Annotated in this window: 28 protein-coding genes; 10 read left to right on the forward strand and 18 right to left on the reverse strand. The window is 66.3% G+C overall.

The features are described 5' to 3' along the window. Window positions 1-19: 19 nt before the first annotated feature. Window positions 20-2,512, forward strand: coding sequence for a protein kinase domain-containing protein (locus E8A74_RS37275; RefSeq protein WP_136933858.1), 2,493 nt, complete (start codon window positions 20-22; stop codon window positions 2,510-2,512). 22 nt (window positions 2,513-2,534) lie between these two features. Here E8A74_RS37275 and E8A74_RS37280 read toward each other — a convergent pair whose 3' ends face one another. Next, window positions 2,535-3,080 carry an HD domain-containing protein gene (locus E8A74_RS37280; RefSeq protein ID WP_136933859.1) on the reverse strand — a complete coding sequence of 182 codons (546 nt, stop codon included), beginning with the start codon at window positions 3,078-3,080 and terminating at the stop codon, window positions 2,535-2,537. 20 nt (window positions 3,081-3,100) lie between these two features. Further along, window positions 3,101-3,949 carry an SDR family oxidoreductase gene (locus E8A74_RS37285; RefSeq protein ID WP_136933860.1) on the reverse strand — a complete coding sequence of 283 codons (849 nt, stop codon included), beginning with the start codon at window positions 3,947-3,949 and terminating at the stop codon, window positions 3,101-3,103. 108 nt (window positions 3,950-4,057) lie between these two features. Between E8A74_RS37285 and E8A74_RS37290 the strand changes: the two genes are divergently transcribed. Further along, complete coding sequence (locus E8A74_RS37290) at window positions 4,058-4,573, forward strand: prolyl-tRNA synthetase associated domain-containing protein (protein ID WP_136933861.1); 516 nt, start codon at window positions 4,058-4,060, stop codon at window positions 4,571-4,573. Window positions 4,574-4,602: 29 nt separating this feature from the next. Here E8A74_RS37290 and E8A74_RS37295 read toward each other — a convergent pair whose 3' ends face one another. Then, window positions 4,603-4,818, reverse strand: coding sequence for a hypothetical protein (locus E8A74_RS37295; protein ID WP_136933862.1), 216 nt, complete (start codon window positions 4,816-4,818; stop codon window positions 4,603-4,605). A 2,285-nt stretch (window positions 4,819-7,103) separates the two neighbouring features. Between E8A74_RS37295 and E8A74_RS37300 the strand changes: the two genes are divergently transcribed. The 4 genes from E8A74_RS37300 (at window position 7,104) to E8A74_RS37315 (ending at window position 10,419) form a co-directional block, all read left to right on the forward strand. Further along, window positions 7,104-7,577, forward strand: coding sequence for a hypothetical protein (locus E8A74_RS37300; protein ID WP_136933863.1), 474 nt, complete (start codon window positions 7,104-7,106; stop codon window positions 7,575-7,577). Between the two features lie 20 nt (window positions 7,578-7,597). After that, complete coding sequence (locus E8A74_RS37305; RefSeq protein WP_136933864.1) at window positions 7,598-8,794, forward strand: sigma-70 family RNA polymerase sigma factor; 1,197 nt, start codon at window positions 7,598-7,600, stop codon at window positions 8,792-8,794. A 260-nt stretch (window positions 8,795-9,054) separates the two neighbouring features. Next, window positions 9,055-9,720, forward strand: a complete 666-nt coding sequence (locus E8A74_RS37310; protein ID WP_136933865.1) for a hypothetical protein — start codon at window positions 9,055-9,057, stop codon at window positions 9,718-9,720. A gap of 81 nt (window positions 9,721-9,801) precedes the next feature. Continuing rightward, the gene (locus E8A74_RS37315; RefSeq protein WP_136933866.1) at window positions 9,802-10,419 is read left to right on the forward strand and encodes a GNAT family N-acetyltransferase; all 618 of its coding nucleotides are present in this window, start codon (window positions 9,802-9,804) and stop codon (window positions 10,417-10,419) included. A 24-nt stretch (window positions 10,420-10,443) separates the two neighbouring features. On the opposite strand, the gene E8A74_RS37320 is transcribed toward E8A74_RS37315, so the two are convergent. Further along, a complete protein-coding gene (locus E8A74_RS37320; protein WP_136933920.1) occupies window positions 10,444-10,884 on the reverse strand; it encodes a cupin domain-containing protein in 441 nt (146 codons plus the stop codon). A gap of 178 nt (window positions 10,885-11,062) precedes the next feature. Here E8A74_RS37320 and E8A74_RS37325 point away from each other — a divergent pair, with 178 nt between their 5' ends. Together E8A74_RS37325 and E8A74_RS37330 are read left to right on the forward strand one after the other, a co-directional pair. Next, window positions 11,063-12,268 carry an adenylate/guanylate cyclase domain-containing protein gene (locus tag E8A74_RS37325; protein WP_136933867.1) on the forward strand — a complete coding sequence of 402 codons (1,206 nt, stop codon included), beginning with the start codon at window positions 11,063-11,065 and terminating at the stop codon, window positions 12,266-12,268. A 160-nt stretch (window positions 12,269-12,428) separates the two neighbouring features. Continuing rightward, window positions 12,429-13,256, forward strand: coding sequence for a hypothetical protein (locus E8A74_RS37330; RefSeq protein WP_136933868.1), 828 nt, complete (start codon window positions 12,429-12,431; stop codon window positions 13,254-13,256). A gap of 13 nt (window positions 13,257-13,269) precedes the next feature. Here the strand turns inward: E8A74_RS37330 and E8A74_RS37335 are convergent, their stop codons facing one another. The 6 genes from E8A74_RS37335 to E8A74_RS37360 form a co-directional block, all read right to left on the reverse strand. Next, window positions 13,270-14,190: a UbiA family prenyltransferase gene (locus E8A74_RS37335; protein WP_170229659.1), complete on the reverse strand. Its 921-nt coding sequence runs from the start codon at window positions 14,188-14,190 to the stop codon at window positions 13,270-13,272. Window positions 14,191-14,211: 21 nt separating this feature from the next. Then, entirely contained in the window at window positions 14,212-15,276 is a 1,065-nt protein-coding gene (locus tag E8A74_RS37340) for a Vgb family protein (protein ID WP_136933870.1), read from the reverse strand. Window positions 15,277-15,379: 103 nt separating this feature from the next. After that, window positions 15,380-16,252, reverse strand: a complete 873-nt coding sequence (locus E8A74_RS37345; protein ID WP_136933871.1) for a hypothetical protein — start codon at window positions 16,250-16,252, stop codon at window positions 15,380-15,382. Next, window positions 16,249-17,580 (reverse strand): DUF1552 domain-containing protein, encoded by a 1,332-nt coding sequence (locus E8A74_RS37350; RefSeq protein ID WP_136933872.1) that lies wholly within the window; start codon window positions 17,578-17,580, stop codon window positions 16,249-16,251. The genes E8A74_RS37345 and E8A74_RS37350 overlap by 4 nt, the downstream gene beginning before the upstream one ends. Before the next feature lie 26 nt (window positions 17,581-17,606). Further along, complete coding sequence (locus tag E8A74_RS37355; RefSeq protein WP_136933873.1) at window positions 17,607-19,265, reverse strand: DUF1592 domain-containing protein; 1,659 nt, start codon at window positions 19,263-19,265, stop codon at window positions 17,607-17,609. Window positions 19,266-19,273: 8 nt separating this feature from the next. After that, on the reverse strand, window positions 19,274-20,428 hold the full coding sequence (locus E8A74_RS37360; protein WP_170229660.1) for an alpha/beta hydrolase family protein: 1,155 nt from the start codon (window positions 20,426-20,428) through the stop codon (window positions 19,274-19,276). A 119-nt stretch (window positions 20,429-20,547) separates the two neighbouring features. On the opposite strand from E8A74_RS37360, the gene E8A74_RS37365 reads away from it, so the two are divergent. Further along, window positions 20,548-21,165, forward strand: a complete 618-nt coding sequence (locus E8A74_RS37365; protein WP_232379926.1) for a hypothetical protein — start codon at window positions 20,548-20,550, stop codon at window positions 21,163-21,165. Window positions 21,166-21,170: 5 nt separating this feature from the next. Here E8A74_RS37365 and E8A74_RS37370 read toward each other — a convergent pair whose 3' ends face one another. After that, complete coding sequence (locus E8A74_RS37370; RefSeq protein WP_232379927.1) at window positions 21,171-21,761, reverse strand: RNA ligase family protein; 591 nt, start codon at window positions 21,759-21,761, stop codon at window positions 21,171-21,173. Window positions 21,762-21,905: 144 nt separating this feature from the next. Here E8A74_RS37370 and E8A74_RS37375 point away from each other — a divergent pair, with 144 nt between their 5' ends. Beyond that, complete coding sequence (locus tag E8A74_RS37375; RefSeq protein ID WP_136933876.1) at window positions 21,906-23,027, forward strand: AAA family ATPase; 1,122 nt, start codon at window positions 21,906-21,908, stop codon at window positions 23,025-23,027. 10 nt (window positions 23,028-23,037) lie between these two features. Here the strand turns inward: E8A74_RS37375 and E8A74_RS55685 are convergent, their stop codons facing one another. From E8A74_RS55685 to E8A74_RS37405, 7 genes are all read right to left on the reverse strand, one after another. Continuing rightward, entirely contained in the window at window positions 23,038-23,169 is a 132-nt protein-coding gene (locus E8A74_RS55685; protein ID WP_269749914.1) for a hypothetical protein, read from the reverse strand. A 120-nt stretch (window positions 23,170-23,289) separates the two neighbouring features. Then, complete coding sequence (locus E8A74_RS37380) at window positions 23,290-24,111, reverse strand: hypothetical protein (RefSeq protein ID WP_136933877.1); 822 nt, start codon at window positions 24,109-24,111, stop codon at window positions 23,290-23,292. Continuing rightward, a complete protein-coding gene (locus E8A74_RS37385) occupies window positions 24,108-24,482 on the reverse strand; it encodes a hypothetical protein (RefSeq protein WP_136933878.1) in 375 nt (124 codons plus the stop codon). The genes E8A74_RS37380 and E8A74_RS37385 overlap by 4 nt, the downstream gene beginning before the upstream one ends. 117 nt (window positions 24,483-24,599) lie before the next feature. Continuing rightward, window positions 24,600-25,283 carry a TetR/AcrR family transcriptional regulator gene (locus tag E8A74_RS37390; RefSeq protein ID WP_170229661.1) on the reverse strand — a complete coding sequence of 228 codons (684 nt, stop codon included), beginning with the start codon at window positions 25,281-25,283 and terminating at the stop codon, window positions 24,600-24,602. Next, window positions 25,280-25,687, reverse strand: a complete 408-nt coding sequence (locus E8A74_RS37395) for a thiol-disulfide oxidoreductase DCC family protein (protein WP_136966181.1) — start codon at window positions 25,685-25,687, stop codon at window positions 25,280-25,282. Before E8A74_RS37395 ends, E8A74_RS37390 begins: the two co-directional genes overlap by 4 nt. Before the next feature lie 38 nt (window positions 25,688-25,725). Continuing rightward, complete coding sequence (locus tag E8A74_RS37400) at window positions 25,726-26,151, reverse strand: hypothetical protein (protein ID WP_211365538.1); 426 nt, start codon at window positions 26,149-26,151, stop codon at window positions 25,726-25,728. A 216-nt stretch (window positions 26,152-26,367) separates the two neighbouring features. Beyond that, a complete protein-coding gene (locus E8A74_RS37405; RefSeq protein WP_136933881.1) occupies window positions 26,368-26,871 on the reverse strand; it encodes a peptidylprolyl isomerase in 504 nt (167 codons plus the stop codon). Between the last annotated feature and the right edge of the window lie 13 nt (window positions 26,872-26,884).

A 26,884-nucleotide genomic window follows, 5' to 3' on the forward strand; every position in this document is an offset into this window, starting at 1 on the left:
TCGCCGAGGAAGAGCGCCCATGCTTCGTTTCTGGCAACGCCGCAAAGACGATCCGCGCGTGGGCCCTCCGTCCCCGGAAGGGGCCGACGAGGGCGCGGCGCGCGCGGCGGAGCTCGAAAAAGCGACGTTCAAGCCGGGGATGCAGATCGCCGGCAAGTTCACGCTGCAGCGCCTCATCGCCGCAGGCTCGATGGGCACCGTCTTCGAGGCCTGGGACATGTTCGTGGAGCGGCGCGTCGCGATCAAGCTGATGCACCCGAACTACGATCGCGACCCCGCCATGATCGCCCGCTTCCGCCGCGAAGCGCAGACGACAGCCGCGATCCAGCACCCGAACGTCGTCACGATCCACGAGGTCGGGCAGCGCCGCGACGGGACGTTCTACATGGTGCAAGAGCTGCTCGAAGGCGAGAGCCTGCGCGAATACCTGGCGCCGCGCGGTCGGCTCACCGAGCACGAGACGATGACGATCATGGTCCCGATCATGGGCGCGCTCATCGCCGCGCACCGCCGGGGCATCGTGCACCGCGACATCAAGCCGGAGAACATCGTCCTCACGGACTCGACGTCCGGCGAGATCGTCCCGAAGCTCATCGATTTCGGCCTCGCCCGCGTCAACACGCTCGACCCGAAGCGCAAGCTCACGCTGAGCGGCGTCGTCATGGGCACGCCCGAGTACATGGCGCCCGAGCAGGCGAAAGGAGATCCGGGGATCGACGCGCGCGCCGATGTCTGGTCCGTCGGCGCGGTCCTCTTCGAGCTGCTCTCGGGGAGGCGCCCCTACGACGGCCCCACGCACCAGGCCGTGCTGATCAAGATCGTCACGGAGGCGCCGCCGATCCTGTCCACGCTCGTCGACGACATCCCCGCGGCCTTCCTGGAGGTCGTCCAAGGCGCCCTCGTGCAAGCGCGCGAGGGGCGCTACCCGTCGATGCAGGTCTTCCGAGACAAGCTCGTCTTCGCCTACGAGAACATCTCGCACCGCGTGGTGCTCGCGCCGACGCGAGGCCCGAAGGACGAGGACGAGGACACACACGAGCCGCACGAGGAAGCAGAGGCAGCGTACGAGGCCAGCGGCGCGGACGTGCTGGAGCTCGACCCGGCGGATCTCGTCCTCGACGAGGACACGGTGACCGAGCTCGACGAGGCGATCGCGAGCCTCGCGAGCACGACGATCGCCACGCTCCCACGCGCGGAGGTCGAGTGGCGCGACGCCGCCGCGCTCTTCCCCGGCGCGCCCCCGACCGCCGACGAGAACGCCGCGTTCGACGCGCTCGGCGTGAACGCGCTGCGCGACGCGGAGGCGCACGCGGCGCGCGCGATCGAGGCGTCGGGCACGCCGGAGACGATCGCGCGCATGCGGCTCGTGCAGGCGATCGCCCATCGCTGGCTCGGGAACACCGCGGAGGCGAGGCGCGCGGCCGAGGAGGCGATCACGGGCCTGCCGCGAGGGAGCACGGCCTATCACGCCGCGCTCGGGCACCTCGTGATCGCGTCGGGCAGCATGGGCGACGTCGCGCGGATCGGCGCGTTCGTCGACGAGCTCGCGGCGCTCGCGCGCGAGGGCGTGACCACGGAAGCGCACATCGTGACGGCGGCGCGCCTCGTCATCGCGCTCGTGCGCGCAGGCCTGACGGATCGAGCGCACGAGGTCTTCGCCGGCGCGCAGCGACTCGCGCAGCGGCACAGCGTGGTGAGCTCGTTCGTGCTCGCGTGGCTCGACGTGGCGCGCGTGGAGATCGCGCTGCACGAGGGAGATCTCATCGGTTACGTGCGGCGGGTCGAGTCGGCCGTGGAAAACTTCACGTCGGCGGGCGACATGCGGAACGCTTGCCTGCAGCGCTGCAACATCGGCAATGCGTACGTGCAGCTCGGCGCGTATGCCCTCGCGGTCGCGGCGTTCCGCGAAGCCCAGGCGATCGCCGAGCCGATGCAGCTCGACTTCGTCTCCTCGCTGCTCGCGAACCTCGGCTACGCGCTCGCGCACATGGAAAACCTCACGGAGGCGATCGCCGTGGAGACGGCGGCGCTCGAGCTCCTCGTGCGACAGGGCAACCGGCGCGGTGAGGGGTTCGTGCGGGTCTACCTCTCGATCATCCTGCGGCTCGCGGGGCGCACGGACGAGGCGCTCACGATGGCGCAGCACGCGATGGAGGTCTCCGAGGGTGTGCCCGCGGCGCGGGCCTGCGCGCTCGCGCTCATCGCGGCGATCGCGATCGCCCGGAACAACGTGCGGGAGGCGTACACGAAGGCCTCGGAGGCAATGCAAATCCTCGGACGGCTGGAAGGGATCGAGGAGGGCGAGAGCTTGATCCAGTGGACGTACGCGCTCGCCCTTCGCGTGAACGGCGCCGAGGAGGAGGCGCTCCGCCGCATCACGGAGGCGCGGCGGCGGCTGCTCAAGCGTGCGGATCGGATCAGCGATCCGCGCTGGCGGCAGAGCTTTTTGGAGCAGGTGCCCGACAACGCGCGGGTGATGGAGTTCGCAGCGATCTGGCTTGGCGAGCGGTGAGAGGCGCGGACGTGGGCGTGGGCTACGCCGCGTCTCCGATGTAGCCGCCGTACGCCTCGATCCTCGCTTCGAGCCTCGAAGCGAGCGGCGCACTCCCCGGGCCCAGCGCCGAAAGGATCCGCCTCGCCTCCTCGCGGTACGCGATCCGTTTTTCGCGCGACCAGTACGACGGCGGCGCGGCGAGGTTCGTGATGCGGTCGGCGAGCTTCACCATCCACACCTCGCGGGGCTCGCGCTGGATGCGCGCGAGCGAATCGGCCATCCGCTCTTCCTTCGGCAGGCGCGCGTCCTTGCTCAGCGCGCGCACCCCGCGCGCCACGGAATCGCCGAAGATCCTCGTGATCTCGTCCTCGGACGCGCTCGTGTCCTCCAGCGTGTCGTGGAGCAACGCGCACGTCACGGCCAGCTCCACGTCGAACGAGTCCTTCGTCGCAACCGCGAGGATCTCCGCGGCGACGGTGGCGACGTGGGTGATGTACGGATGCTGCGTGCCGGGCACGCGTTGCGCGCCGTGGGCCTCGGCAGCGAAGCTGAGGGCGCGCGCGTACGTGTCGGGGGAGAACGTCATGCGGGGATCGTACCCCGCGTTCAGGTCGAGAGCTTCTCCGACAGCTCCCACAGGCCTTTCGCCACGGCGTCGTTCCTCGCAAGGCTCGTCGTGCGCGTGAGCGCGCGATCGAAGAAGTACTCCCCGCTGTACGACGCGGCTTCGTCGCTCGTCGCGAGCCAGATGATCGTCTCGGCGCCCTTCTCCGGCGTGCGCGCGAAGAGCGCGGCGGCCGCCTTGACGAAGATCGCCGCGATCGGGCCGGTGTTCAGCGCGAACCCCGTGCGTACGTAGCCGGGGTGCATGCAGTTCGCCGTCGCGCTCGACCCCACGAGGCGCCGGGCAAGCTCGCGCGTGAAGAGGATGTTGGCGAGCTTCGAGTCGCCATAGGCGCCAAAGCCGGCCTTGCCTTTCCGCTTGGCGACCGTCGCGAGATCCATCTTGCTGACTTTGTGGGCGTCGCTCGACGTGCTGACCACGCGGGCCTTCGGTGTCTTCTTGATCAGGTCGAGCAGGCTCGTGGTCAGGACGAAGTAGGCCATGTGGTTCAGGGCGAACGTCATCTCGATGCCGTCGTCGCTGAGCTTGTAGTCGGTGAAGACGGCGCCGGCGTTGTTCACGAGCACGTCGAGCCGGTCGTACTTCGCGCGGAAGCCCTCGGCCACGGCGCGGGTGTCGGCGATCTTCGAGAGGTCGCCGAGCAAGAGCTCGATCTTCTCGTTGCCGCTCGCCTCCTTCAGCTCCTGCACCACGCGCTCGCTCTTCTCGCGGCTGCGGCCGACGAGCACGAGCGTCGCGCCTCGCTGCGCGAAGTCCCGGGCGGCGGCCTTGCCGATACCTTCGGTCGCGCCCGTCACCAAAAAGACTTTGCCTTCGAGATCTTTCGCCATCGCGTAGCTCCTTGGTCGAGGCCGCATCTGTAGCGCACGCCTGTGCTGCCGGGGAGATGCGCGCACGAAACGTTGATCGACGACGCCGCGCGCGGTAACGAGTCGCCCATGACGAGCTCCTCCAGGGACGCGCTCTTCGAGCGGCTCGCGGCTCTCGGCATCGAGACCGAGACCGTCGCGCATCCGCCCGTCTTTACCGTGGAGGAGGCCAAAGCCCATCGCGTGCGGCATGACGGCACGCACGTGAAAAACCTCTTCTTGCGCAACAAGAAGGGCGCGATGTGGCTCGTCGTGCTCGACGAGGATCGCGCGGTCGACCTCAAAGACCTCGGCCGCCGCATCGGCGCGGGTCACGTCTCGTTTTGCTCGCACGAGCGCTTGCGCCAGCACCTCGGGGTCGAGCCTGGGTCGGTCACGCCGCTCGCCGCGATGATGGACAAGGACGGCCTGGTGCAGGTCGTGCTCGACGCGAAGATCCTCGCGCGGGATCCGGTGCACTGCCATCCGCTGACGAACGACCACACGACGGCGATCCGGGGGACGGACCTCGTCCGATTTCTCCGGGCGACGGGGCATGAGCCGGCGGTGCTCGACCTCGACGCCCCTGCCGCGCCCTCTCTATAAGGAGAAGGACTGCGGCACGACGGGCAACTTCACGCTTCGCCCCAGGTGAAGGCGAGGTGGAAGAGCTCGCGGCAGCGTTCCATGTCGTCTCGACGGGCGCGGAGGATGACTTCGTCCCCGTCGGTCCCGAGCATGTAGCCGACGGTGATCTGGCCGCAGAGGCGCGACACGACGAGCTCGAGCCCGGGCAGGATGGTCCATTGCAGGCAAAGCGGCTCGCCAGAAGCTTCGATCCAAATACTCATCGCACATTCACCTACCCGGGTGTGGGTACGGCTTCCTCCTACCCTAGGTAAATGTCTCGAGGAGGCGTTTTGCCCGAAGAGATCATCGGGGCCGGTGATTTTTCCTGGCGGGGGGTTCGGCGCGGGCTCCCTGGGTGAACGGGTTTGGGAAGTAGAACCTCCCGGTAGTTAAGTGTGTTGAGAAGGCAGATCGTCCACCAGAAACGACAGGAAGGCGTCGATTTTTGCGGAGACCCCCGGAAGGTTGGTCCGCGGACGGTTCATGTGTCCAGGTAGGGGTGGTTCGCGGAAAAACCGCGACGGGTTCGTGCTCAAAAACTTGCACGAGGTTGGCGCTTGTCTCTTTCCTCCGTGACAAACCGCGTGCTACTGAATCCCGGGACGCACCAATGAGAAGTGGTTAAGTATCTGTCTGTTGAATCGTGGATGCTTGGGGAGGCGTGCGCCGGCACGTGTGCATTTGATTTTGGGAGCTCGTCATGCGTCTGTGGAAATACCTCGCTCTGCCTGCAAGCTTGCCATTCATTGCCCTGGCGTGTGGTGATATCGGCTGGAGTGAAGATCTGGACTTTCACTTCAAGTGTGTCTGCGGAATAGGCACGCCTGAAGAGTTTGCCGAGTGTATCGAGCTGGGTTATCCCCCGGATCCGGAAACTTGTCCCCCCGATGCAGGCACGGTCGGGTGCCCTGGCGTGTGTGCCCCTGATACGCCTGCCGGCTTTGAAGGCCCCGTCCTCGTAGCCACTGGGCCCGCCATCGGTTTGCCCCTCTGCCCGTTGGGTACGAAGGAGGCCATTTGGGCCTGGGCCGACCCGCAGCTCGGACCTCGTGACTGCCCAACATGCGCCTGCGGCGAACCTCCGGGGACCTGCGAGTTACCGACGTCCTGGAATACGCACACCACCGTTTGTCAAGCACCCATGCCACCAGCGAGCGCGTCCTTCGATGCGCCGACAAACTGGGATGGATCGTGCACCACCACCAACGCTCTTTCGGAGGGCAAGTTCTGTGGTGGTGTCCCCTGCGTCCGCTCCCTTTCCGTGGCCCCACCCGTGGTTGTGGAGGGAGATTGTCCCGTCCTGATCCAGGGGGAGGAGCCAACGGACCTCCCGATACCCTACGACGGGACCATCAACGAGTGGCCGGCGCCAATCTCGGTCGCGGCACTGGCTTGCGAGAACGACGGGAAAACCCCGTGCAAGTACGCCTCCTGCTCGCCGGATCCGCCATCTTCTTTCGAGGTCTGCGTGTACGCAACAGGGGACGTTGATTGTCCTCAAGATTGGGCGAAACGCACGTTGTTCTTCGAGGGTGGCACCGACAAACGCGCGTGCAGCGCTTGCACTTGCTCTCCACCCGCAGGAGGCTCGTGTACCGTTCAGATCCACGTATACACGGACAGCGCCTGCACGAACGAGCAACTATCCCCGTACGTCTCTTCGGACATGTCTGCTCCCTGCTACGATCTGATGTCGGGTATCTCGCTCGGAAGTAAGAAAGCCGAAGTCATCGAAAGGTTGCCCGGCACGTGTTCCTCTCATGGTGGTGAGTCCACAGGCGAGATCGAGATGCAGAAACCCATCACGTTCTGCTGCCTCGCGTAAAGCCACCTTGCTCGCTCCCACCTCTAGCTGGTAGGGTCGGGCACCATGGCTCTCCGCGGGGGGACGGTACTGGCAGCGTCGTTCTGCTTCCTGGCAGCGCCTGCCGCCGCACAGGAGACCTATCGACTCGACTATGTGCGCGAGGCCGGTGCAGAGGGTTGCCCGACCGAGGTCGCGTTCCGTGCTGCCGTCTCTCAGGAAGTCGGACGAAATCCGTTCCTACCTGACGCACCGAATCTCCTCACCGTCATCTTCCGACGCTCCGAAAAGAAGGTCCGAGTCTACATCGTGGCCAAAGCCGCCGCTGGCTCGGAACACAGCGCGCCCGAGCACCAAAAACCAGCCTGGGACTGCGCTGGATTGTTGCATCACGCGGCTTTCAGCGCCGGGATGCTCATCGATCCACTGGAGCCACCGGAACCTGAGCAACCGGCCGCTTCTCCACCACCTCCCTCGGCTCCGCCGTTGCCATCTCCACGGCCAAGCCCTCCACCTGCACCCTCCCCTGTGCCAATCGCGCAAAGAACACCTGCGCCAAGGTCGGTGCCACCCATTCGCCTCTTATTCGCCGCGGCTGGCGGCGCTGCGTTCGGCAGCACGCCCGCGTTGTCACCTTCACGGACGGTCGGCGTGGGCCTACGACAGGGCCCGCTCTCCGTAAGCGCAGAATTTCGTTCCGATTTGAACACACGACGTATCGAAAGCGGATTCCGGGTTGATGGCTCGCAAAATTTCGGAACGATTGCCCCCTGCTGGCATGTGCGCGCCGTTTCACGGTGGCAACTGGACAGATGCGTCCTCCTCTCAATCGGCTCGACACTGGCAAGCACCGAGCACGATTTCAAGCTGCTGCAGGGCGAGGACAGCGAAGAAACCCTCACCTGGGGCATCGGCGTCCGCGGTGGATTGTCGTACACATTCGGCACGTCCTGGGCCTTGTTCAGCCGTCTCGACGTCCTCCTCGTTCCCGCACCGCCGGTTGTGGAGTCAAACGGCCGCGAAATCTGGACCTTCCCCTCCGCCTCCGCCGCGGTCCAGGTTGGTCTCGTTTACGCCTTCGACGTGACCCACCCCACCGCCAAACCCCCTCCCACGCCACTTTCTCAAAAATTTTCTCCGACCGTCGGTACATCGGAGGGGTCTGACGACATATAGCAGCGGAGGCGCAGCCCATCATGCTAGCCGCGGTCGACACCACACCCACACGGGAGGAGTTCCGGACGTTCTACCAGGAGAACTTCCGCATCGTGTGGCGTACGTTGTCTCGCCTCCGGGTCCGTGAGGCCGATGTGGCCGACCTCGCGCACGAGGTCTTCGTCTTCGCGTACAACCACTTCGACGAGATCCCTGCCTATCCTCAGGGCTGGCTCGCGCGCGTCAGCTACGAGATGGTCCGGAACTACCGGCGCAAGGCTGTGCGACGGTTTGAACGACTCGCCCCGCAGGTGGTCGAAGCCGCGATCGATCAGCACTCGATGGCTGAACCGACGACGACGGTCGTCCTCGAGGCGCTCGAACGGATGCCCGAGGACCAGCGGATGCTCCTCTTGCGGTATCACGTCCATGAGGAGCCGCTGCATGCGCTCGCAAAGAGCCTCGGCATCGCGCGCTCGACCGTGCAGCTCCGCCTCGCCGCTGCCGAGACGACGTTCGAGGGGTGGCTCAAAACGCTCCTCGGGATGGATCCAGAGAAGGACTCGCGGGCGAGCCTATTTGCGTCGTTCTCGCTGGCCGGGTTTCTGCCGCAGACCTGGGAGTCATGCGACGTTCTCGCCAAGGCTGAGCTCGACGGCTGGGCCCGTTTGTCGCGAGCGATCGATGCTTCGAAGATCGCCTCGGGTGCGCCGAGGCGCGAGTCGGCTTCATCGCTCGGACCTGGACTCGGGAAGTTGGGTCTCCCTTTCAAACTCACGATCGCGTTTGCCGTGGCGCTCCCGTCCGCGCTCGCAGGCATGCTCTTCGGGCATCTCGGCGGGGGTATCGCTTCGGCGCAAACGGCCGGGGCGCCATCGCTCCGCGCGACAGCGCCCCAGGTCGCGGTCATCGCTGACGCCTTCGTGAAGAACACACTGTCGGGCGATTTTGCGACACCGAGGGATGTACCGCCCTCCCCAGAGCAAGCGCCCACAGCTCGCGCCAAGAATGAGGACCCCGAAGTCCCGCTGCTTTCGCGGATGCGAGCCTTGCTCAAAGACAATGATCCGAGAGCGGCTCTTGAGAAACTCGAAGAGCATGCGCGCCGCTTTCCCAAGAGCACGCATGTTAATGAGACCGCGAGACTCAAGAGAATAGCTGAAAAGAACCTCGCTTCGATGATCGCGAAAGAGTCCACGAAGCCCCGAGTTCCGACCGAGGACAAACCCAACCCTTGACCGATGCGTGGGACCGTATCCCACGAAGGATCGTCGTTCGCAGCCGGCCGCGTTGCCTCTCATTCTGGGCGAGCATGGTGGCGCGGCCGCCTGGGGACGACGATCCACGATTTCGACGATGATCACCGCTCGTAGGCGGCCCGCCGTGACAAAGACGAACGGAGGACCCCTGCTCGCGCGCACGAAAACAAGGCCAATCCGAGAAGGTTGTCTCGACGGGTCGCCTACGAGCGGTGATCAAACAAAAACGGGAGGGAGTTATGCCAACGCTGCCAGAATCGTCGGACGACGACGTCCCGATCGGAATCCACGAACGGCCGACCTGGCCCGAGGACATGCGGCCGACGATCGTCGATCCCTCCTGCGTCCCCGAAAATGGATGGCGGTCTCGCCTTCTGGATCTGCTCGGTCGAATCCGCGCCCGATTCAGCCGCACCCCCGTGCCGCCGCCACTCCCACCCGTGCGCGAGCGAACGAGCAGCGCGCCTACACTCGTCTCCTCCGGTGTGTTCGTCTTCGAGGAGATTCTTTCAGGATTGTGGCGTCTCCCTCCGGAGCAGCTCGACGCCGTAGTGCGCCTCGCCGATCACGTGCGCGAAGCGCGGGACGCGGGGCCGGATGCTGCAGTAGAGGCTCGAATCCTCTACGCGCTCGCCCGCCTCCTGCCCGCCCCGGGCGAAATCGTATCACTCGCGCTGCTCCGGGACAAACTCCTTGGCCTCCCACGTTCGTCCGTGGATCAAGGCCTGCTCCGGCTGGAGGCGAACGGGAGAATCGTGCTTTTTTCCGCGCCGGTAGGCGGAGGGCTCGCAGGGACGGGTGGTTCACCGGGGGCGGGAATCGAGCATCCAACACGAGGGAATCTCGAACGTTGTGCCCTGGCGCCCGAACGGCGCCACGGCCGGGGTATTCGCCGCGCTGCGTGACGTTTGCGTGAAACCGCGGCGCCGGCGTGCGCGGGCGCTTGACTTTCGAGGGCCGCGGGCGCTTGCTCGGTCAGCACGCCCATGCCCTTCACGCCGTTCCCACCCTCGCACGTCCCGCTCCGGAAGGGCCGCCGCGCCCTCCTCCGAATGGCCATCTACCCCGCCGATTCCGCCGGTCTGCTCGATCTCGAACGCGCGATCGTCGACGCCCGCCACGGAATCGTCAAATACCCCGACGAGCTGCCCGACGACCCGATCACCTACGGCGAGCTACAAATACGCGCGGGCATGGCGGCGACGGACGGATCGGCCTTTTGCATGGTCGCCGAGGAAGAGGGGCGCGGAATCGTGGCGGAGGCCTCGCTCCTCCGCCTCTCGTTCCGCATGGTCCGACACGTCGCCGTCCTCGGCATCGGCGTGCATCCCGACGCACAAGGAATCGGCCTCGGCCGTGCGCTCCTCGAAGCGCTCCTCGGCTGGGTACGCGACCATCGCGACGAGGACGGAGGCCGCATCCATCGTGTCGAGCTCCACGTTCGCGCCGACAACCCTCGCGCCGTCGCGCTTTATCGATCCCTCGGCTTCCAGCAGGAAGGATCCCGCCGCGGGCTGCTTCGTCGCGACGACGGGCTCTTCGTCGACGATATCGGCATGGGCCTCCTGCTCCCCGATCTGGACGAGCCTCCGGCCTCGGCCTGACTCACTCGCCTACTCGTTTCCTTCTCAGTAATCGCGACTCTCTCCATCTCGCCCGACGTATCGGAACATACGCGGCTTTCCGTCCGCGCCCGGACCGAACTCGGCGACGATGCCGAAGTTGCCCGAGTCGGGATACTCCACGAACTCGGGCCTCGTCCGCGTGCTCACGGACAGGACTTTGAGCTCGTCAGTCTCGGACGTATTGATGAACTGGTGTGCCGACTCCGGCCCGGAGGGCGGACACGCGATCATGTCACCGCGGCGGATCGGGTGTCGCTCGTCGCCGAGACGCATCTCGCCCTCGCCTTCGAGCACGAAAAACATCTCCTCGTTCACGCGATGGGCGTGAAACGGGAACGCGCGCTTGCCGGGCGGGATGATCGAGACGTTGTACCCGAGCTTCTGCGCGCCGATCTGCTGACTGAAGAGGCTCACGCGACACGCGAACCGTTCGCCATGGCCCATCGGAAAATACTGGAGCTCGTCGAGGTTGAGGATGGGACGAGGCACGGGATTCTCCTGTCGTTATGGTTTGCCCTGCGGGTCTGTCATCGGGCCCCGCGCCGGTCAAGGACGAAGCAAACGAGGGATCCGAACGAATAACGCTTGACGCACGGGATCCGATTTGCGTTGGTGGATCGACATGGGAACCGTGGCCCACGCCTCGAACCGGAGCGAGCTCGCCGCTGCGATGAAGGAGGCGTTGAACCGCGAGGCGCGCCGGAACGAGATGCGCGTCGCGGTCGTTCGCTTGTCGGCGTACGGGCTCGTGCTCGTGCTCGACGTCACGCTTTGGCTCCGGGGCCTGCGGCCCGCGACGAACATCACCGGCGGAGCGTTGTGGGTGCTCCTCTCGGCCGCGATCTTCTTCGCGATCATGCGGCTCCCGTACGGCCGCGTGTACTGGTTCATCGTGCCCGTCGTCGACTTCTTCCTCATCGACAGCCTGCTCGGCGCGCGTATCGCGCATATGGGCGTCACGACCGCGATGGCGGCGGTCAGCGCGCTCGCTTGTGGCCTCTTCGCCGCGACGGGCGGCATCCGCTTCGATCGCCGCGCGGCCGCGTGGACGACGGCCCTCGCCGTGGTGTTGCTCGTTCGCCTCCTCGGGGATCATGCCTCGCGCGTGCAACTGCTCTACTCGGGCGTGGCGATCGTCGCGATCGGATTGCTCAACGTCTGGCTCGCCGATCAGGTGCGACGCGCGATGGAGGCCACGCGTGGGCAATTGCTCCTCGAGCGCCTCTTGCCGGGCGTCGCGCGCGCGGCCTTGAAGGATCCGCTCTCGCTCCTCGACGCGCCGCGGTCCGTGGAGGCGACGCTGCTCGTCACGGACCTGCGCGGCTTCACCTCGCTCTCGGAGTGCATGGAGCCCGGCGACGTCTTCGAGATGCTGAACCAGCTCCAGGGCGCGCTCTCCGAGGCGGTGCACGCGTGTGGCGGCATCGTCGACAAGTTCATGGGCGACGGCATGCTCGCGGTGTTTGGCGCGACCGAGCCCGGGCACGACCACGCGCGCCGCGCCATCGAGGCCGTGCGCCGCATTCGCGCTGCGCTCGACGAGCAGAACCGCCTCCGCTCGGCGGGCCTGCGTATCGGCATCGGCGTGCACTCGGGGACCGTGGTGGCGGGCTGCCTCGGCGGCGGCAGCCGGCTCGAGTTCACGGTCATCGGCGACGCGGTGAACACGACCTCGCGCCTCGAAGCGATGACCAAGGACAAGGGCGTCGACGTGCTCGTCAGCGAGGAGACCGTGCAGCGCGTGCCCGAGGTGACGTTCGAGGATCTCGGCGTCGCGCCGGTGCGCGGGCGGCAGCAGGGGATCCGTGTATTCACGCTGAAGTCGTGACCTCGAAGGTCCTCGCAGGCTGCTGAGAAACGGGAGCGAGCGCCCTGGAGCTAGGGAGGAGGACGCAGGAATACAAGCGTATTCCGAGGACGACGACCGACGATGCAGGGCGCGCAGCAAGTTTATCAGCAGCCTGCGGGCGGCGTGCTAGCGTCGGCGCGTGCCTTTGCTCGTGTTCGAGGTTGCCTGCGTCGCCGTCGTCTTGCTTGCGCTCGCGGCCATGGCGCGGAGACGGCCGCCTGCGGATCTCCTGACCGATTATGCAGCGCTCGCCGTCGCCGGTTGGATCGGCGAGGAGACGTGCGTCGTGTTGTACGACTATTATCATTACGCGATGGGCTGGCATGTCCGGCTGGATCGGGTCCCGATCCTCGTGCCGCTCATCTGGCCGCTCGTGATCCTCTCGGCCCGTGAGGTCGCGGCGTGCGTGTGGCCGCGGATCGAGCGGCTCCGTCCGCTCGTGGTGTTTGCGATCGTCGCGTTCGACGCGTCGCTCGTCGAGGTGATTGCGGTGCGGGCGGGGCTCTGGTCGTGGGTGGACGCGGGGCACCTCGGCGTCCCGATCATCGGGATCCTCGGCTGGGGATATTTTGCGATTGGCGCGGACCTCGCCTTGTCGGGCCGGCTCTCGTCCGGCGACGGGCGGCTCCGGCGCGCGCTCGCCACGATCGTCGCGGCTCCGCTCGTCGCGCACGCGCTCATTCAAATCACGTGGTGGGGGTTTTTCCGGTGGGCGCAACGGGACGCGCTCGGCGTGGCTTCGCTCTGGGGGCTCTCGGTGATCGGCGTGTTCGTGCTCGCGTCCGTCGTCTTCGCGCGCCGTCGCGGCGGCGGCATTCCGCTCTCCGTCGCGCTCCCGCGCATGGTCGCGGCCGGCCTCTTTTTCGTGCTCCTCGTCTCGACCGCGCCCGCGGAACTCCCGCTCTGGCACCACACGGCGATCGTGGCGGTCCCTTATTTCGCGGCGACCGAACTATCGACCCGGTGAACGGACGGCCGTATCAAAGAAATACGTTCGCCGGCATGCCCGCGCGTTGCCAGATCGCCGTGCCGACCAGATACAACACGAGCTGCGCCGTCCCGAGGTGCGTGAGCACGATACAATCGTGCGAGGTGAGGCCCCGACGGTACCGCGGCCGATAAAAGGCGAGCTGCGTCGCGGGCGCCGCAAGCATCAGCCCCTCCCGAACGCCGATCGCGCCGGAGACGATTCCCGCGACGAGAATGCCCGCTGCGCCGACGAGCAGCCCGTCGATGATCTGCCGCGCGCGATGAGGTCCATGCACCACGGGATACGTCGGGATCCCTTCCTGCCGATCCCCTTCCAGATCCCGCATGTCGTAAAGGATCTCGTACGTCAGCTCGAAGGGAACGAAAAACAACGCAAGACAAACGACCCCGCTCCACGGCATCACGCGCGCGCCGGAGCTCGTGACGAGGGGATACACGAAACACGTGAGGACGAAGAGAACCGACGAGCCGAAGTTCTTGAAGAAGTAGATCTCCTTCAGGCGGGAAAAGCCGCGCGGCGTGGGGACGATGTTGTAATTGTACGCGAGCCCGATGACCTGGACCGCGAGCCGGAACGGCGTGAGGCCCGGCCAAACCAGGTGCGTCGCGACGAACGACCCGCCCATGAGCAGCACGGAGCCCACCGTGAGCAGGCGCTTCCTGCGCGCGACACGCTCGGTTCCGCGGATCCCGTTCTTGAGGTCCTCGTCGATGTCGGTGATCCGGTTCATCAGGTTGATGAGGAACCAGTCGAGGCCCACGACGAGCGCCACGAGCGGCAGATAGCGGCCCGTCATGAGCCAGCCGAAGACGACACACGCGGTCATGGCCACGAGCACGATGTGATACCGGGCGATCGCCAGCGCATCGGCGAGCGCGGAGGAGGCGGGCGCGAGGGCGGCTTCGGACATCGCCGCCCCTTTTAGCATTTTTCAGGGCAGCGCGAGGATCCCGATCGGCCGCGCGAGCCTCGCATCCGCCTTCACGAGCACCGCGCCCGACTGCCCCGACGCGGGCACAGGCGTTCCATCGGCTTCGAAGCGCAGCACCGTCCCCGGGTTGCCCTTCGTGTCGTCCACGTCGAAGCCCACGGTGAAGATACGACCGCCGTCGCCGAAGCTCAGGCCGCCGAGGTAATTGCCGCTCGGCGAACCGCCCGTGTAGTTCGTGCCGATCGTGCCGAGCAAGGTCCCCATCGTGAAATCGTAGCGCCGAATGTCGTTCGCGTAATCGCTGACGTAGAGTTCGCAGAACCCCGCATTGCAATCCGGCCCGTAGGCGAGCCCGAGCAGGCTGATGTAACCATGCCCGGCGTCGGAAAGCGCGGGCTGGTCGGCGAAGACCACCATTTCGCCCGTCGTGACGTCGATCTGCAAGACCTGGCTCGGGAGCCCTGGGAACATGGGCGCCCCGTTCTCGGCGATGGAGCCCTGGGTCGTGACGTAGAGTTTTTCGTCGGGCCCGAAGAGCAGCCCATTCGGCCCGTTCAGGCCCCCGGGCATTCCATCGCCCTCTTTGAAGACGTCGATGAAATCCCCCGTTTTCCCGTCGTATCGCAGGATCTGATCGGTCAGGAAGCTCGCCACGTAAAGCCGCCCGTCCGGCCCGAAGGCGATGCCATAAGGCCGGTGCAGGCCCCCGCCCTTCGCAAATTCGCCGTAAAACGCGCCCGTCGAGGAATCGAACCGCAGGACCGCGGAGGTCTCGGGCGTATCGCCGCTCGCGAGGTAGAGGTCCCCCTCGGGGCCGAGCGTCATGGAATCGGGATGAAAGAGGCCGCCCGTGCCTTTCGGGATGAAAACATCGACGAGCGCGCCCGTGTCCTGCTCGAATCGAAGCACGTTGTCGCCGCGGCTGTTCGCGACGAGGAACATGGGCTTGCGCGGCACCTCGCCGCTGGTCGTGGTCGTGCCGCCCTCGTCATCCCCACAGCCCGCGAGGGCCGAGAGCGCGACGACCAAGGCGACCTTCCCAAGGGTTCGCAAAGGGATTCGCATCGCGCCAGCATATCGGCAGCGGCGCCGAGGTGAAAGACCGATGGTGGACGAACACGCGGCGCCGTGCGGCGGCACGCGCGCGGAGGTCACGTGCGCCCCCGCTTCAGCGGCGGATGAACGCCGGCACGCCCTCGACATCGAGCGTCGCCGAGAGCTGCTCGCATTTGCCGGTGTCCTCGTTGTATGCGAGGTCCGTGTTCGCTTCGAGGAGCACCTTGATCTGCGGGAGCAGATCCTCGAGCCCATCACCGTCCGCCACGCCGTCGAGGATCTCTTGCGGCAAGACGCCGCCGCCGAGATGGCCCTTGAACTTGAGCTCCTCGTCGATCGACAAACGGAACCGCGCGTCCTGCACGCTCAACGTGAAGGCGACGTCGAAAATGGCGAGCGGGATCGCGAGGGCAAACGGGCCGGTTTCGAGCACGCCGTTCTCGATCCGCGCATTCCTGACGTAGCTGCGGGTCGCGGTCATGTCGGGCTCGAACGTCTGGTAGGATTCGATGATACCGTCCGTGCCGAGGGTCGGCCGCTTCTTCACGCCGACCTGCACGGCGAGGTTCACGCAGGCGTCGTTCTTGAAATCGTCGACGTTCTCCATCTCCATGAGGATGACGAGCTGCCCGTCGTTGATCGACCCTTGCAGGAGCCCGTCGATCGCGTCGCCGACGAACTTCTCCACCTCCGGGACGAGCGGCGCGAGCTGGTTGTCCACGCCGCCATGCCCCTCGGAATCGACGAAATCCGCCTTTCCGCAGGAAAGGGAGTCGGTCCCGTCGCTCGTCCGCCCGTCGAGATCGAAGCCGGGTGCCACGGTCGGCGACACCAGACGCGCAAAGGCGAGCTTCGTGGTAATGGCCGCGTACGTCTCACCAGTCTCGCAAGACGTGGCAGTGGGCCCATCTTCCTCGCCGCATCCGACGAGAAAGAGGCCGAGACAAAGCGCAGGCAGGAGCCCAGAAAAGCCTTTCGTCTTCATACCTCGATCGCCGTCAAGCTGGAGGTCACACGCGCATCGCCTTGGCCGAAGCTGTCGAGCGTCATCCCCATCCCCCGCGCGAGCGAGAGGAGCACCTTGCTCGCGTTTTCGGCCGATGGGGACCGATAATGCAGCCCTGTCTTGAGCGCTCCGTTGCAGCTCCCCGCGATGAGGATCGGGTACTCTTCGAGCAGGTGCGATTTGCCGTACGAGCAATCACTCGTCCCGAGGATCGCGCAATGCTCGAGCAGCGTGCTGTCGCCCTCGGGGACGGCGCCGAGCGCCTTCACGAGATAGGCGAACTCGGACATGATGTAGAGCAAGATGCTCTGCACCTGCGGCTGTTCGCCGGGCTCGTCGTGGGTGAGCTGGTGATGCCCGGCCGTCGCCCCTGGATACAGCGGATTGCCGACAGGGCTCGAGAACCACTGGCTGAACACGCGCGTCTGGTCGCAGGCGAGCGCCATGACGAGAATGTCCACCATCACGCGCGAAATCTCGGACATCGGCGGCCTGCCGTCCACGTCGGGATATTCGTCGAGCGGCTTTTGCGGCACCATACAGGCCGCGAGGCTCGGCGGGTTCTGCTGGAGCTTTTCGATCTGCTTCTCCAGCGCGCGGATGCCGTCGAGGTGTTTTTCCAGGCGCTCCTTGTCCGTTTGTCCAAGGACCTGCTGGAGCGCTGCGGCTTCCTCCGTGATCCCGTCGAGGATGCTCTGCCGCAGCGGCAACCGCGGATCCGGCATCGGCGTGCTGCCCGGCATGACGAACCCGTCCACGAAGACACGCTGGAAGAGCGCCGCGGGCGAGTTCTCCGGCGGGTTCACGCTATGCGGCGCCGTATACGAGAGGCTCCGCCCGCCAGGCTGGACCGCGAATTCGAGCGAGCGGAAGCGCGTGTCCTGCCCGACGGCCTCGGCGATCACCTGATCGATGCTCGGCTGCGTGAACGTGGCGAGCTCGGTGCCATTGCTGAGCGGCGTCGCGCCTGAGAGGATGCCCGCCGATCCCGAGAAATGCGGCACGGTGTTCCCGGTGTACACCTTCATGCCGGTGATGACCGAGACCTTGTCCTTCACGTCGGCGAGAGGCGCTAGCGTGGCAGACGGCTCCCAGGTCGGCCCCGTTCCTTTGGGCACCCAAAAATCGGGCAGGGTGCCATTGCCCCAGAAAAAGATCCCGAATCGCTTCGGCAGGGCGTCGCCTTGGGCATAGGCCGTCCCGTTCGTGTTGAGAAACATCTCGAGCGCCGGCAGCCCGATGGCGACCGCCGTGCCCCCGAGCATGCCCCGGAGCATCTTCCTTCGGCTCAGCTTGGTTCGCTTCATGGCATGATCCCCTTCGTCACCGGTGGTCAAGGCTCGTGCGCGAGCCGGAAACCCGGGCTCGTCGCGATGAACGAGAGAAGCGACTTCACGCGATGACCCGCCGCGCGGAAATCGTACGTGAGGGTGTTGATCGCAGCGCTCTCTTCCTTCGTGGGCTCGAACGCCGTCGCATATGAGTAGAGCTTGCGCACGAAACAAGGCGCGACCTTGTCGTTGTCGTGAATGCGCAGGGCGAGCTCGCGCGCATTCGCGAAAGGCACGCCGTCGAGGTTGCCCGACGGATCGATGACCGCGTCGGTCTCCTTCATGCGGAACCGGCCGATCCCGTCGAAGTTCTCGAGGCCGAGGCCAATGGGATCCATGAGCATGTGGCAAGCCCGGCACGTGGGATCCGTGTTGTGCTGCGCGATGCGCTCACGCAGCGTCCGCGCCTCCGTCGACGCATCCGGCAAACCCGTATTCACGTTGACGGGCGGCGGCGGAATGCCGTCACAGAGCAGATCCTCACGGACGAACTTGCCGCGGAGCGTGGCCGACGTGGACCGCGGATGCGAATGCAAGGCGAGGATGCTGATGTGCCCGAGGAGGCCAATGCGCGGCGAATCCTCGGAGAACACCACCTTGCCGAACCCCTCGTCCGTCGGCGCGGGCACGGCATACATGGAGGCGAGCTTCGGGTTGACGAAGCTCGTCCGCGTGAGGAAGACGTCGCGGTAATCGGCGTCGAGCTCGAAGACGAGATGCTCAAAAACGCGCAACGTCTCCTCGCGCGCGGCAGGGCCGACCTCAGGGCTGTAATAGGTGAAAAGGGTGGGATCCTTCGAGAGCGCGTCGAGATCGCCGAGGTGCAGCCAATCCGTGACGAACGCCCGCAGCCCTTCCCGCGCCCGCGGCGATTCGAGCATGCGCAGGACCTGGTCCGCGAGGCCCTCGTCCTCGACGAGCTTTCCTGCCTCGGCCGCCGCGAGCAGATCCTCGTCCGGAATGCTGTTCCACAGGAAAAACGAGAGCTTCGAGGCCATTTCGAGGCTCGTGTACCTGCGCTTCCCCGGGTTCTTCGGGTCCGGCTCGCCAACCTGGGGGCGATAGAGGAAATTCGGCGACTGGAGCATCGCCGCAACGGCAAACTCGATCCCCTTGTCGAAGCTGCCGAGCGTGGTCGCCGCCTGCACGAGCACTCCGCCCAGCCGATCGACCTCCGCGGCGGCGAGCGGCCGGCGGTAGACGCGGCGCCCGAGCGAGGTGGCGAACTTTTTCGCGCAATCGAGGTCGTTCGCCCCCGTGGGCGTACACGGGAGGACGGAGGCCTTCCGCGCGGGGTCCGCCACGACCTGCTCCGCGATCGCAAACGCGGCCTTCTCGTATTTTTCGACGCCGCGCGAGGAGATCGTGCTGACCGAGGAGCCGAGCGTCACGAAGCCATCGAGCGGGGCGTCGGGCTCGATCGATGTCGGCACGTTGATGTCCTCACCGAAGAGGTCGCGGATGGCATTGCCATACTGAGCGACCGTGAGGCGCTGCGCCCCGGTCTGCGCGGCGATCTCCGGCATTGGCGGCCGCGGCCCAAGCCCGCCGCTCGGCGGGGGCGCCTCCTCGCTGCACGCGCCCAGCGAGGCCACGAGCGCCGCGGGGAGGAGCGCCCGGGAAAAAAAGGTCTTCGTGAGAGGTTTGTCCCGGAATGCCATCGCCTACCTCATTTGTGCTGAAACTTGACCTTCGGCGAGAGGACCTCGGTGCCGTCGAGGATCTTCTGGACCTTGTCGCTCTTATCGCCGAGGATGTGCCGGCGCGCGAACGTAAAGGCGTACGTGTTCACGAGCTTCCAGCCCTCGTACGAGTCGAACTCCTTGCAGCCGCCGAGCGCGAAGAGCTGATGGCAGCCGCCCTCGAAATCGAGCCACGTGAAATCAATCGAGGTCACGCGCGCCCACACGTTCTCGGCGCCGACCGGATCGAGCGTCCCGCTCATCTGCATGTAGGGCTTCTTCACGGCGTCGTATCCGTCGAGTCCGAACCAGCCCGGCTCGTCCCCGACGCCGCTCGCCATGGGAATGCCCGCTTTGACGCGCGAATCTCCGAGCCCATCACCGAAGACAGCGATCTGCTCGGGCGTGCAAGGCTCGGAGAATCTCGTGCCCTCGTCGCACATGGCCTGAATCTCGGCGAGGTCGTACACCGCGCCCCCGCTCGCCCAGGCCGTGCGACCGCCGAAGCTATGGCCGGAGAGCAAGACCTCATCCGTGCGGCATTTGGTCGCGAGCGGATCCTCCGCGGGCAGCGCCTCGAGGGCGTCGAGCGACGCGGAGAGGTCCATCGAGCGCAGAAAGCTGATGGTGAGCGGCACGGTATCCTCGTGCTCCGGCAGCGTGTTGCCCTTGTGGTCGGGGGCGATCGCGACCCAGCCGTGCGAAGCAAACCAGTGCATCATGTCGGAACTCGTCCCACCGAACCCCGAATACCCGTGCGAATGCAGGTGCACGGGGTACCCCGCCGCTTCCATCGGCGGCGCGACGGTCGCGCCCTCGAAAACATCGTCGTCGGGAAATGCGTTCAGATACTTCGGCGGCGTACCTTCTTCATCGAGGGTGGGATACCAGAGATTGATGCGGATCTCGCGCGACCCCTCGACGCCCTTCGGCTGGTACGTGTGCAGAAAGGAGCGATAACCGACCCGGAACGGGCCGATTGCATCCACGGGGTAGTCGAGCAGGCCGCCCTCCGGCATCTTCGGCCCCGTGTCGGGATTTGCAGGAGGGGCCTCCGGCGAGCATCCCGACAGGAGCGATACCGATCCGATTCCGAGCGCGAGGAGGCGCCGGGCCTGGCGGAAGGCGGAGAAGGATACCACGGCCCTCATTGGATCACGAAACCGCCGAGAATGCTACCCGTTTCTTCGCGCCGCCCCCCCTTCGCAATGCCGGCACGTGGGAACTTTCCAGCGCGACCCTCCCGCTGTAAGATGCGATCGTGTCCGACGACGTCCTCGGCCGCCTGATCGCCGTCCTTCGGGTCCCGCACGCGGAGATCCGCGCGGCGTACCGCGTCGGCTCGCGCGTGTACGGCACGGCTGGATCGGGGTCCGACGAGGACTTCCTCGTGGTGCTCGGCAAGCCCGGGCAAAGGCAGGACCTCGCGTTCGCCCCGCGCCTCAACATCGTCATTCACGGCGTCGCGACGTTCGAGGACGCGCTCGCCGACCAGAGCGTCTTCGCGCTCGAATGCCAATTCGCGCCGCCGGCGCACGTGATCGTCGCCCCCCGCCCGCCGTTCCGGTACACGCTCGACCGGAAAAAACTCGCGGCCTCGGCGATCGGTCGGTCCACGGCGGACTGGCAAAAAGCGAAGAAGCGCTTCGTCGACGAGCCCGATCCGTCCCGGAAGAAGGCGTTTCACGCGCTGCGCGTGCCGGTCTTCGCCTTGCAGATCGCGAAAACCGGCAAGATCACTGATTACGCTGCCGCGAACCACTTCCTCGCAGAGGTGCGCAAAGGTCCCGACGACGATTTCGCGTGGTACGAGGAGAAGCTCGGACCCGCGCGGGACGCGCTCTGCGCCGAGCTCACGAAGCTCGCCGGGAAGCGGTAAACGCCTTACTCGGACCGAGCGAGCCGCTGCGGGACGATCGCCTGGTGCAGCCAGTGCTCGTCCGTCTGGACGTGGCCCTTGCGCACCCACTTCGCAACGCATCGACCAAATGCGCTGTCGGCGAACTGCGCGGCGACACGCACGACGACGCCCTCGCGCGGGCCGCCGAACGTCGAGGGCTCCCGCGAAAGCCGGTCCGTGAGCGCGCGAAGCTCGTCCACCGACGAAACCACGCCGCGGAAAAGCACGGGCGCCGTCGGCAAGCCGAGGTCGCCGGCCTGGGCCGTCACCATGTCCCAGTCCCACCAGATGCCTGACGTGTCGTCGCGCACCCCGAAGACCAGTGAATACTCGGGGAGCTTGTCGTACGTGATCGAATGCACGGCGTAACAGTATTCGCAGAAGACCGAGATCCCCTCAGAGAGGAGGTGCCCGATGCGGGCGTGCGTGGCCTTCGCGAGGTCGAAGCTCGGGTGCGCGGGCGGGCCCGCGTGCGAGCGCGAAAAGACGTTTTTCCGCGTGTACGTCAGGTTCGAGCCGTCGCATTTCTCGGTGGCGACGATCTCGGCGCCAACGAGCGCAGACACGTCCGACATGCGCTTGTCGTCCGACGTCCCGCCTGGCGACCACGGGAAGTGGAATGTCCTCGGGTACTTTGCAGACACGGCGCAGCGCAGGCTAGCACAGCCGCCCTCGCCCGTGCTATGGTGGCGTCCCTCCTTTTTTTCACGAGTCCCGCCATGACGCTCTCCCTCCTCACCGAGCCGCCCCGGCCGCCCGCTTTCCGCGTGCCCTGGGACGAGCTGCAGACCTTCGAATGGGTCCGCGCGCTCGAGCCCTGCCCGCAGGACCCCATTCACCACGCCGAGGGCAACGTCTGGATTCACACGCGCATGGTGCTGGAGACGCTCGTGGCGATGCCCGCATGGCGCGCGCTCTCTGCGGACGATCAGGCGGCCGTCTGGCTCGCATGCCTGCTGCACGACGTGGCGAAGCCGTTCACCACGAAAGAAGAGCCGGACGGGCGCATCACGGCGAAGGGGCATTCCCGCGCCGGCGAGATGCTGGCGCGGCGGTTGTTATGGGAGCTCGGCGCGCCGTTTTCGCTGCGCGAAATGGTCTGCGGGCTCATTCGCCACCACCAGATCCCCTTTTACCTGATCGAGCGGGACGACGCGCAGAGGCTCGCCGCGGAGCTCTCGCTCGTATGCCGCGCCGATCTGCTCGCGCTCGTCGCCGAGGCGGACATCCGGGGCCGCGTCTGCCAGGACATGCAGCGGATCGTCGACAACATCGAGCTCTTCCGCGCGTTCTGCGCCGAGGAGGGTTGTTTCGACAAACCGCGCGCCTTCCCGTCCGATCACACGCGCGTCGTCTACTTCCGCTCCGAGGGGCGCTCGCCCGACGTGCCGGTCCACGACGACACGCGGAGCGAGATGATCATGATGTGCGGCCTGCCGGGCGCGGGGAAAGACACCTGCGCCCGCGAGCGATTCCCGGATTTGCCGGTGGTGTCGCTCGACGAGCTGCGCAGCGAGCTCGAGATCGATCCCGACGAGAACCAGGGCGCCGTCGTGCAAGCGGGCAAGGAGCGCGTGCGCGACCACCTGCGGCGCGGCGAGCGGTTCGTTTACAATGCGACGAACCTCAACCGGCAGCGGCGTGGCCCCTTGCTCTCGCTCGCGGCCGATTACGGCGCGCGTGTGCGGATCGTCTACGTCGAGGCGCCGCGGGGCGCGCTCCTCGCGGGCAACCGCGCCCGCGCCGCGCGCGTGCCCGAGGCCGTCATTCGCCGCATGAGCGAGCGATGGGAGGTCCCGAGCCTGCTCGAAGCACACGCGCTCGACGTCGTGCTCCGCTGACCCCGCGGCGTCAGCCGTGCCGGAGGAGCTGCAATTTCAGCGTGGTGAACGCGATGCCGGCGATCACCACGGCGCCGATGACCACATCGACGCCGAGACCCCAGAAGGCGAGCGACGCGCCTCGCGGCGTCGATCGCTCCACAGGCTTCGAGGAACCAACGGTCAAGCCCGAGTTTGCGTGCACGAATCCCTCCCCCGGGATCGACTCATCGCACGAGACGCGCGCTCCTGGCTATCGGGTGTTTCCCTGATTTGCGTGTCGTCACTCTTTCTCGCACTGGAGAAGCACGAGCATCGGAATGTCCACTTCGGACGGCTCCGTCATCGACGCAAACTCGTACGTGCCTTGCATGGCATATCCGCCCCCGCAGCACCCGCCGGCGAGCCCGATGCCGTGCGAGGGGGTTTCGACCGCGGACGAAAACGCGTGCCCGTGCGAGCGGAGCTCCGGGCTCGTGAACGGGTCGCCGCCGAAGGTCTGGTCCGCGGGCGCGTCCTTTGGCAATCCCACGAGGAGCCTACCCGCCGTGCCTTCGGCCGGCTTCCAGCCCTCGGGGCATTTTTCCAAATCGAAGAACATGAGCATCCGCGACGGCAGGGGCGTCGGCCGCGGGACGGACTCCTCGTGTTTCTTGCAAGCGAGGAGCTGGACGTAGGGAGTATCAGCGGATGCCGGCTCCGATGTCGTGGCGAACGAGACCGCCCCGGCCTGCCCCACGCCTGAATTCCCGCCGCCGGGCGCGCCCACGTACGAAACCGCAGGGATTTCGACGCTCGCCCCGAGCGCGTGCGAATGCTCGCGTTCCTCCTGGCTCGAAAGAGGCTCGCCGACGACCTCGCCGCTCGGCAAGGTTTCACTTGCGGCGACGATCGTGCGCCCCACGGCGGGCTCGTAGGGCTTCCATCCCTCGGGGCAGGCGAGCTTTTTGAAAAAGGAGACGGCGCCGGTGGGAAGCGCGTCGCCGCGGAGCGATTGCGGGTCCGGGCTCGTGGCCGTGGGGGCCCCGGTCCCTGTGCCATACCCGTCGAGGCAACCCGCGAGGGCGACAAAGAGCATACAGGTGAGCGTGGCGCGTGTTTTCATGGCTTCACGCACCCCGCGATCTGCAAGAAGGGCAGCCCCGAGGCGACCTTCATGGTGGTGCCTGCGAGGGGATACGTCCCCGCGGCGGCGCCATTGTGGTTCCCGCCATTCGCTGCGGCGATGTTTTTCGCGACGAGCGTGACCTCGCCCGCATAGGCGTGCTCGTGCATCCGCTCTTCGCGATCGGTGAACGGCGTGCCGACCTCCAGGCCCACGTACGCCGGCTCCATCGCGCCGACGACGACGCGCCCCGCGACGTCGTACACGGTCACCCATCCCGGCGGACACGCGCCCCCCGCAACGAACGCGACCATGCCGGAAGGCGCGCCGTCATCGGGCGGCGTCTCCCCGGACGCCCGACGCGCCTGCATGAAACCAAACCCCAAGAATAGCGCAGCGATCACCGTCGCCGCGGCCCATCTTCGTCGAAACGATCTTCGTTGCACCATGCCGGGACCGTCGCAAGGCGCCCGGCGCGCGTCAATCCGTCATTTCTTTGCCGCGAAGAGCCCCGCATTCTGAAGCAGCGCCGCGATCTCGGCGCGCATCGGCCCGAGCATCGGGGACGCGAGCAGCGGCGCGAGCTTGCAGACCAGGTCGAGCGAGCCGTCCACGAGCGCGCGGGTCTTCCCCTGGTCCTCGGAGGTATCGCTCACGAAGTAAAGGAGCAAGCCGAGGTGCAGCGTCCAGAGCGCCTGCGCGAAGAGCGGCCGCGCGTCCTCGGGGATCGATTCGTCCTTTCCAATCGCGTCGTGGAACGTGGCGATGGCCTTTCGGCGCACATCGGACGTCTCCTCGCTGAAGACCGAGGTCGGCTCATCCGCGCCGAGCGTGCTCCGCAGAATGGCGCGAAGAAGCTTGCGGTCGTCCTTCAGCATGTCGATCTTCGCGTGCATCACGGCGCCGAGCCTCGATCGCAGATCGGGCATGGTTTCGAGGGCGCCCCGCGCCGCCTCCGCATGCGCATCCTGCTGGCGCGCGTAATACGCGAGCACGAGGGCCTCCTTCGAAGGAAACCAGTAATACGCAGCGCCGAGCGAGAGGCCGGCGGCGGAGGCGATGTCGCGCATCGTGGTCCCGTCGAAGCCTTTTTCGCGGAAGAGCCCGAGTGCGATCGAAAGGATGTGCTCGCGGCTCGCCTCGCCGCTCGGACGGCGCTTGCGGGTGGTCATCGGTAATGCCCTCCCGCGTACCGTACCCGGCAGCTCCCGCCGGGGCAATCGTCCGGCGCGATCCACGCGGCGATCGTGCGGCGCTTGCTGGACAGCGCGTGGAAGAACCGCTCCGCGAGCGGGGCGAACGTCGGGCCGGAGAGGCGATACGACCAGGGCCGCCATTCCACGAGCGCCCACAAGCAGAGCAGGAACGCGGCCGCTCCCGCCCACACGTCGCCCTCGTCGCTCACCACGACGAGTTCCTCGCCGAGCCACGGAACTCCGGCATATCGCCAATGCGCCTCGTCGCTGCCGCAGGCGAGGAGCTCGATCTCGACATACGCCTCCTGCGTGAGGAGCCAATCGCGGCAACGCACGCAGAGCGCGCAGGTTTCGTCATAAAGGACCGTGAGCCGCTTCACGGGGACACCTCCTCCTCGTTCTCCCGTGGGAGGCGCATTCACTCGGCGCCCGCGCGCATCATCTTGAGCTGAGGGACGACCGGGGGCGGCAGCACGGCCATCTGCGCGCGGCGGCGCATGCGGTGGAACAGGTACACGTTGCCGAAATGGATCACGCCGAGCGACAGGAGCAAAAGACCGAGCTTGGCGGCGAGGATCTCGATGGCCGAGATGATGTCCGTCGCGCGCTCCGCCTTCATGATGAGGCACGCATACCCGAAATTGAGCAGGTAAAAGCCGACGACGAGCAGCCGATTCACGGCCTCGGCCATTCCGGGGTTGTCCTTGAAGACGTCCGTGAGAAACACCGCGCCGCTGCGAAACAAGGTCCGCGCGAGCCCCACCGTCAGCCCGACGCTCGTCACCGCATACGCCGCATACACCGGGATCAGATACGACGCCGCATCCATCATCGTGGTTTCCATGGTGTCTTCTCCTACACACTGGCTCACCGGAGGTCGCCGGCGAGACCAAATTTGAACATGTTCAGATGTTAGGCACAGACACTTCGCCGGTCAAGAGAAAATCTGAACACGTTCAGACAATCTCGTAACACATTGAAACAATTCGATTTACGATGGAGACGGCGCGAGACGTGTAGGCAGATGTACTCCAGAGACGCCGCGCAGGGAGGACGAGGCTCAGCGAGCGCGGGCGGAGTGGATGACGACGGGCTCGAGCGGCGCGTCTTTCGAGAACGGGCCTTGCGCGCCCGTCTTTTGCGAGACGATGCGGTCGACGACGTCCATCCCTGCGGTCACCGCGCCGAAGACGGTATATCCCCAGCCGGAGCCGTTCTTCGCCGTGTGGTCGAGGAACGCGTTGTCGGCGACGTTGACGAAGAACTGCGCCGTCGCCGAGTGCGGGTCGTTCGTGCGCGCCATGGCGACGGTGCCGCGCGTGTTCTTCCGACCGTTGTCGGCCTCGTTCGTGACGGGCGCGTGCGTGGGCTTCTTTTCGTACGTCGCGTCGTATCCCCCGCCCTGCGCCATGAAGCCCGGAATGACGCGGTGGAAGATGGTCTCGGCGTAGTGGCCTTCGCCGACATAACGAAGGAAATTGGCGACGGTCTGCGGCGCCGCCTGGGGGTCGAGGGTGATCTCGAAGGAGCCGTGGTTCGTCTCGAAGTGAACGACGTTTGACATGACGAGGACCTTA

This window comes from Polyangium fumosum (assembly GCF_005144585.1).
GTDB lineage: Bacteria > Myxococcota_A > Polyangia > Polyangiales > Polyangiaceae > Polyangium > Polyangium fumosum.

Excerpts from the sequence above, each read along its gene's own strand:
- E8A74_RS37275 (WP_136933858.1), top strand. The coding sequence starts at position 20 with ATGCTTCGTTTCTGGCAACGCCGCAAAGACGATCCGCGCGTGGGCCCT.
- E8A74_RS37280 (WP_136933859.1), bottom strand. The coding sequence starts at position 3,080 with ATGACGTTCTCCCCCGACACGTACGCGCGCGCCCTCAGCTTCGCTGCC.
- E8A74_RS37285 (WP_136933860.1), bottom strand. The coding sequence starts at position 3,949 with ATGGCGAAAGATCTCGAAGGCAAAGTCTTTTTGGTGACGGGCGCGACC.
- E8A74_RS37290 (WP_136933861.1), top strand. The coding sequence starts at position 4,058 with ATGACGAGCTCCTCCAGGGACGCGCTCTTCGAGCGGCTCGCGGCTCTC.
- E8A74_RS37295 (WP_136933862.1), bottom strand. The coding sequence starts at position 4,818 with ATGAGTATTTGGATCGAAGCTTCTGGCGAGCCGCTTTGCCTGCAATGG.
- E8A74_RS37305 (WP_136933864.1), top strand. The coding sequence starts at position 7,598 with ATGCTAGCCGCGGTCGACACCACACCCACACGGGAGGAGTTCCGGACG.
- E8A74_RS37310 (WP_136933865.1), top strand. The coding sequence starts at position 9,055 with ATGCCAACGCTGCCAGAATCGTCGGACGACGACGTCCCGATCGGAATC.
- E8A74_RS37315 (WP_136933866.1), top strand. The coding sequence starts at position 9,802 with ATGCCCTTCACGCCGTTCCCACCCTCGCACGTCCCGCTCCGGAAGGGC.
- E8A74_RS37320 (WP_136933920.1), bottom strand. The coding sequence starts at position 10,884 with ATGGGCCATGGCGAACGGTTCGCGTGTCGCGTGAGCCTCTTCAGTCAG.
- E8A74_RS37325 (WP_136933867.1), top strand. The coding sequence starts at position 11,063 with ATGGGAACCGTGGCCCACGCCTCGAACCGGAGCGAGCTCGCCGCTGCG.
- E8A74_RS37335 (WP_170229659.1), bottom strand. The coding sequence starts at position 14,190 with ATGTCCGAAGCCGCCCTCGCGCCCGCCTCCTCCGCGCTCGCCGATGCG.
- E8A74_RS37340 (WP_136933870.1), bottom strand. The coding sequence starts at position 15,276 with ATGCGAATCCCTTTGCGAACCCTTGGGAAGGTCGCCTTGGTCGTCGCG.
- E8A74_RS37345 (WP_136933871.1), bottom strand. The coding sequence starts at position 16,252 with ATGAAGACGAAAGGCTTTTCTGGGCTCCTGCCTGCGCTTTGTCTCGGC.
- E8A74_RS37350 (WP_136933872.1), bottom strand. The coding sequence starts at position 17,580 with ATGAAGCGAACCAAGCTGAGCCGAAGGAAGATGCTCCGGGGCATGCTC.
- E8A74_RS37355 (WP_136933873.1), bottom strand. The coding sequence starts at position 19,265 with ATGGCATTCCGGGACAAACCTCTCACGAAGACCTTTTTTTCCCGGGCG.
- E8A74_RS37370 (WP_232379927.1), bottom strand. The coding sequence starts at position 21,761 with ATGTCGGACGTGTCTGCGCTCGTTGGCGCCGAGATCGTCGCCACCGAG.
- E8A74_RS37375 (WP_136933876.1), top strand. The coding sequence starts at position 21,906 with ATGACGCTCTCCCTCCTCACCGAGCCGCCCCGGCCGCCCGCTTTCCGC.
- E8A74_RS37380 (WP_136933877.1), bottom strand. The coding sequence starts at position 24,111 with ATGAAAACACGCGCCACGCTCACCTGTATGCTCTTTGTCGCCCTCGCG.
- E8A74_RS37385 (WP_136933878.1), bottom strand. The coding sequence starts at position 24,482 with ATGCAGGCGCGTCGGGCGTCCGGGGAGACGCCGCCCGATGACGGCGCG.
- E8A74_RS37390 (WP_170229661.1), bottom strand. The coding sequence starts at position 25,283 with ATGACCACCCGCAAGCGCCGTCCGAGCGGCGAGGCGAGCCGCGAGCAC.
- E8A74_RS37400 (WP_211365538.1), bottom strand. The coding sequence starts at position 26,151 with ATGGAAACCACGATGATGGATGCGGCGTCGTATCTGATCCCGGTGTAT.
- E8A74_RS37405 (WP_136933881.1), bottom strand. The coding sequence starts at position 26,871 with ATGTCAAACGTCGTTCACTTCGAGACGAACCACGGCTCCTTCGAGATC.